This is a genomic window from Kitasatospora sp. NPDC007106 (assembly GCF_040634455.1).
Taxonomy (GTDB): domain Bacteria; phylum Actinomycetota; class Actinomycetes; order Streptomycetales; family Streptomycetaceae; genus Kitasatospora; species Kitasatospora arboriphila.
Map to the genome: position 1 here is coordinate 1 of NZ_JBEYFP010000444.1, position 4,922 is coordinate 4,922.

At 73.4% G+C, this 4,922-nt stretch carries 5 protein-coding genes; 3 read left to right on the forward strand and 2 right to left on the reverse strand.

Annotated elements, in window-relative coordinates:
- On the reverse strand, positions 1 to 245 hold a 245-nt coding region (locus ABZ641_RS25685), incomplete at its 3' end, for a hypothetical protein (protein WP_359985298.1).
- Positions 246 to 436: 191 nt separating this feature from the next.
- On the opposite strand from ABZ641_RS25685, the gene ABZ641_RS25690 reads away from it, so the two are divergent.
- From ABZ641_RS25690 to ABZ641_RS25700, 3 genes are read left to right on the forward strand one after another with little or no spacing between them, the layout of a single operon-like run.
- Complete coding sequence (locus ABZ641_RS25690; protein WP_344628345.1) at positions 437 to 2,788, forward strand: FHA domain-containing protein; 2,352 nt, start codon at positions 437 to 439, stop codon at positions 2,786 to 2,788.
- A 6-nt stretch (positions 2,789 to 2,794) separates the two neighbouring features.
- Positions 2,795 to 3,325: a hypothetical protein gene (locus tag ABZ641_RS25695; protein WP_344628346.1), complete on the forward strand. Its 531-nt coding sequence runs from the start codon at positions 2,795 to 2,797 to the stop codon at positions 3,323 to 3,325.
- Entirely contained in the window at positions 3,322 to 4,422 is a 1,101-nt protein-coding gene (locus ABZ641_RS25700; RefSeq protein ID WP_359985301.1) for a serine/threonine-protein kinase, read from the forward strand. Before ABZ641_RS25695 ends, ABZ641_RS25700 begins: the two co-directional genes overlap by 4 nt.
- Here the strand turns inward: ABZ641_RS25700 and ABZ641_RS25705 are convergent.
- A partial coding sequence (locus ABZ641_RS25705; RefSeq protein WP_359985304.1) for a streptophobe family protein occupies positions 4,401 to 4,922 on the reverse strand: 522 nt, incomplete at its 5' end. The two genes, ABZ641_RS25700 and ABZ641_RS25705, sit on opposite strands and share 22 nt — an antisense overlap.

Sequence of the window (4,922 nt, forward strand, 5' to 3'; positions counted from 1 at the left end):
GCAGCACGGCGGCGACCAACGAGGTCTGCCTCGCGCGCGGCCGCCTCGTCCCCGGCGGGCACCGGGCTGCCCTCCACGGTGAACCAGTCCAGCGCGCCGCTGTACTGGACCGTCAGTCGGGCCTCCCCGTCGATCCACGTCGTGTGGACCGTCAGATCGCCCTTGATGACACCCAACTCGACCGTTCGCACCCCTCCGGTGCCGGCGAGGATGCCCTGCGTGGTCCAGGTCGCCCAGGTGTTCACGGAGCCTCCCCGGTGTGCGGCCGACAGTACGAACTCGTCATGCCCCAAGACATACCGGGTGACACACCTGTTTCCGGCCGAATCGCCCCGCCGTGGGCATGTCGCCGGACACCCCGCGCCGGGCCCGCTCCCCGCCCGGGCGTCCCGGTGGAAGCGGGCGTGCCTCCCGGTGCGCGGCTACCATCGGCGGTATGGGAGAGCGACCCGCCGCGCTCACCGCGCCGCAGCTGGTACTCGAGACCGAAGGCGACTCGCAGGTCATCAGCCCGAGCCGCACCTACCACGTCGGCCGCGATCCGACGAGCGAGGTCTTCCTCAGCGACCCCCGGGTGTCCTGGCACCACGCCGTCCTGCACGCCGACGGCGACCACTGGGAGCTCGACGACAACGGCTCCACCAACGGCACCTACACCGACGGTCACCGGATCCGGCACCTCGACGTCGGAGCCGGCAGCGAGCTGCGGTTCGGCAGCGCCGCCGACGGACCGCGCTGCACCCTGCGCGAGCTGCCCCGGAAGCCGGCCGTCGACCGGCAACCCTCCGCGCTGACCGCCATCACCGGCTCGATGCGGCCGCCGACCACCGTCCGCCCGCTCCCGGCGAAGGTCGTCCGGATCGGCCGCGCCGTCGACAACGACCTGGTCGTCGGCGACCTGTCGGTCTCCCGCCGGCACGCCGAACTGCGCGCCCGCTCCGACGGGCGCTGGGAGATCGTCGACCTCGGCAGCCACAACGGCACCTACCTCAACGGCCAGCCGGTGCTCGACGCCCTCGTCGGCGAGGGCGACCTGATCGGCATCGGCCACTCGGTGTTCTGCCTGGTCGGTGACGAACTGCAGCAGTACGTCGACACCGGCGACGTCGACCTCGACGTCGACCGCCTCAGCGTCACCGTGGCCGGCGGCCGCCGGCTGCTCGACTCGGTCACCTTCCCGGTCGGGCAGAAGATGCTGCTCGCGGTCGCCGGCCCGAGCGGCGCCGGCAAGTCCACCCTGCTCAACGCCCTCACCGGACTGCGCCCCGCGGACGAGGGCACCGTCCGCTACGACGGCCGCGACCTCTACCGCGACTACGCCGAGCTGCGCCGCCGGATCGGCCTCGTCCCGCAGGACGACATCCTGCACACCCAGCTGCAGGTGCGCCGCGCCCTGCGCTACGCCGCCGAACTGCGCTTCCCCGGCGACACCGCCGCCGCCGAGCGGGAGGCCAGGGTCGAGGAGGTGATCGCCGAACTCGGCCTGGGGAAGCGCGCCGACCAGGTGATCTCCAGCCTCTCCGGCGGCCAGCGCAAGCGCGTCAGCGTCGCGCTGGAGCTGCTCACCAAGCCCTCGCTGCTCTTCCTGGACGAGCCGACCTCGGGCCTCGACCCCGGCATGGACCGCTCGGTCATGCAGATGCTGCGCAACCTCGCCGACGACGGCCGCACCGTCATCGTGGTCACGCACAGCGTGCTCAGCCTCGACGTGTGCGACCGGCTGCTGCTGCTCGCCCCCGGCGGCCGGATCGCCTTCTACGGCCCGCCCGGCGAGACCCTCGACTTCTTCGGCTTCCAGCAGTGGCCGGACGCCTTCGACGCCTTCGAGAACGACACCGAGCGCGACTGGGCCGGCCAGTACCGCTCCTCGCCCTCCTACCGCCGCTACATCACCGGCGCCATGGACCATCCCGGCCCGGCCCTGCCGCAGGCCCCGGCCGCCGCCGAGACGCCGGCCCCCAAGCCCCCGCACCCGCAGCGCTGGCACCACCAGGTCGGCACACTCGTCCGCCGCTACGCCACCGCGCTCACCGCCGACCGGACCTTCCTGGCCGTCATGATCGCGCTGCCGTTCGTCATGGGCGTGATGGCCCGGGCCCTGGCCGGCAAGAAGCTCGCCGAGGACAGCGTCTTCAACGCGCTGCTGATCCTCTGCGTCGGCGCGGTGCTCACCGGCGCCGCCAACTCGGTGCGCGAACTCGTCAAGGAACGCGTCATCTACCAGCGAGAACGCGCGGTCGGCCTGTCCAGATCGGCGTACCTCTGGTCCAAGATCATCGTGCTCGGCACCGTCACCGTCGTCCAGGCGGTGGTGCTCACCATGGTCGCGCTGCTCGGCGTCGACCTGCGCCCGCAGGGCGGCGGAGGCGTCCTCATGCCACCGCTGCTGGAGATCACCCTGGCGGTCGCCCTGCTCGCCTTCACCGCCATGATGCTCGGCCTCCTCATCTCCGCCCTGGTGAAGAAGGAGGAGGTGACCATGCCGCTGCTGGTGCTGGTCGCCATCGTCCAGGTGGTGTTCTGCGGCGCACTGATCCAGCTCAACAGCACCCCCGTGCTCGCCCAGCTCTCCTGGCTCGTCCCCTCCCGCTGGGCCTTCGCCGCCATGGCCTCCACCGTCGACCTGCACGCCTCGGTGCCCAAACCGCTCACCGCCGATCCGCTCTTCCGGCACGAGGCCTCGGTCTGGCTGCTCGACATGGGCATGATGGTGGTGCTGAGCGTCCTCTTCGGCCTGCTGGTCCTGCGCCTGCTGCGCCGTCACGAACCCGCCGTGATGCGGAGGTGACCGCGGATGACGGCCCCGTACGAGTTCCAGCCCACCCACGTCGCGCCCGCCGACGGGCTGCAGACCTGGGCGAGCCCGGACCCGTCGCGGCCGTCCGTACGGCTCGACCCGCTGCTCCCCGTCCGGCTCGCCGACAACAACGGCAACTGGGCGCGCATCGTCTGCTCCAACGGCTGGTCGGCCTGGGTCGACGGCCGGCTGCTGGTCACCCTGCCCCACCCGCCGTCCGGCACCGACCACCCGCTGACCCCGCTGGAGGACCCGCGCCCCCTGCTCGCCGCCCTGGAGAAGGCGCTGGCGACCTACCGCCGGCTGGTCGGCGAGTACACGGACGGCCTGATCGACCTGGAGACCTTCCGCGACCGCAGCCGCAACCTGCGGCTCGGCGCCGTCATCGACGGATCCTCCGCCTGGCTGCTCGACCTCGACCAGGGCCGCTGGTTCTTCAGCGACGGCACCCGGATGCAGACCTACGCCACCGTCGACCCGCCCGCCGCCAAGCGGTCCGCGGCCGGCGCCCGGGGTGAGGCCGGATGACGACCGCCGCACCGGCCGACCTGACCGGCCACCAACTCGCCACCTACCGGCTGGAGCAGCTGATCGGCCGCGGCGGCATGGCCGTCGTCTACCGCGCCGAGGACCTGCGGCTCGGCCGGACGGTCGCGGTCAAGCTGCTCGCCCCCGACCTCGCCCGCAACGACGTCTTCCGCGAGCGGTTCGCCCGCGAGTCCAAGGCCGCCGCGGCCATCGACCACCCGCACATCGTGCCGGTCTACGAGGCCGGCGAGGCCGACGGCCTGCTCTACATCGCCATGCGCTACGTCCGCGGCCGCGACCTGCGCGCCCTGCTCGACCGCGAGGGCCCGCTCTCGCTGCGCCAGACCGTGCGGATCACCACCCAGGTCGCCTCCGCGCTGGACGCCGCGCACGACCACGACCTCGTGCACCGCGACGTCAAGCCCGGCAACATCCTGGTCGCCGAGGGCACCGACTCCGAGCACCCCGAGCACGTCTACCTGACCGACTTCGGACTCACCAAGAAGTCCCTGTCGCTCTCCGGCCTGACCACCGTCGGCCAGTTCGTCGGCACCCTGGACTACGTCGCCCCCGAGCAGATCAACGGCAAGCCGGTGGACGGCCGGTGCGACGTCTACAGCCTCGCCTGCGTGGTCTACGAGATGCTCTCCGGCGACCCGCCCTACCAGCGCGACGACGACCTCGCCCAGCTCTGGGCGCACCTCAACGACCCGCCGCCGCACCTCAGCGAGCACCGCCCCAACCTGCCCGCCGCCCTCGACGACGTGCTGATCCGGGCGCTCGCCAAGACACCGGACGAGCGGTACGACAGCTGCCTGGCCTTCGTCGGTGCCCTGCACGGCGTGGAGCACGTCGCGGCGATCCCGGTGCCGACGCCGACCGAACTCGTCCCGCAGCTGCCCGAGTCCGCGGCGCCGGCCGAACTCGCCCCACCGCGGGAGTCCCCGGCTTCCGCGGAATCCCCGGTGTCCGGGGAATCCGCCGCACCGCCGGAGCCCGTCGCACTGCGGAAGGCCGTCGCGCCGCCCGACCCGCCGGCGCCCCCGCCGGAGCCGCCCGAGTGGGCGCTGCCGGTCTACGGCACCGACCGCGACTGAGCCCCGGACGCGTCGGGGCCGCCGTCCCCCGGCTCCGCCGGCCGCCGCGCCGCCGGCGCGGTGTCGCGGCGTACCCGGGCCGCCGTCAGGCCGCCGAGCAGCCCGGCCACCGCCCCCCAGACCGCGCCCACCGCCACCAGCACCAGCAGGTCGGGCTCCAGCACCGCCGCGCCGCTGCCGCCGAAGCCGAGCAGGGTGAGGCCGTACGCGGCGGAGATCCGGGTGAGCACGCCGATCAGCAGCATCGCCACCGCCAGCGCCACCGCCAGGTGCACCGCGTGCCGCCAGGCCTTGATGCCGGGCGGGGCGTGCATCGCCATGCCCAGCCCGGTGAACAGCAGGGCGACCACCGCCAGGGCGACGAGCAGCCACGTCCGGGAGTCCTGGTCGGTGAGGGTGGCCGCGTCCAGCCGGACGTCCTGGTTCTGCTGCAGCACCCCGGCCAGCGGCTGCGGCATCGGCAGGCCGAGCGTGCCGGCGACGTGGCCGTGCCAGGCACC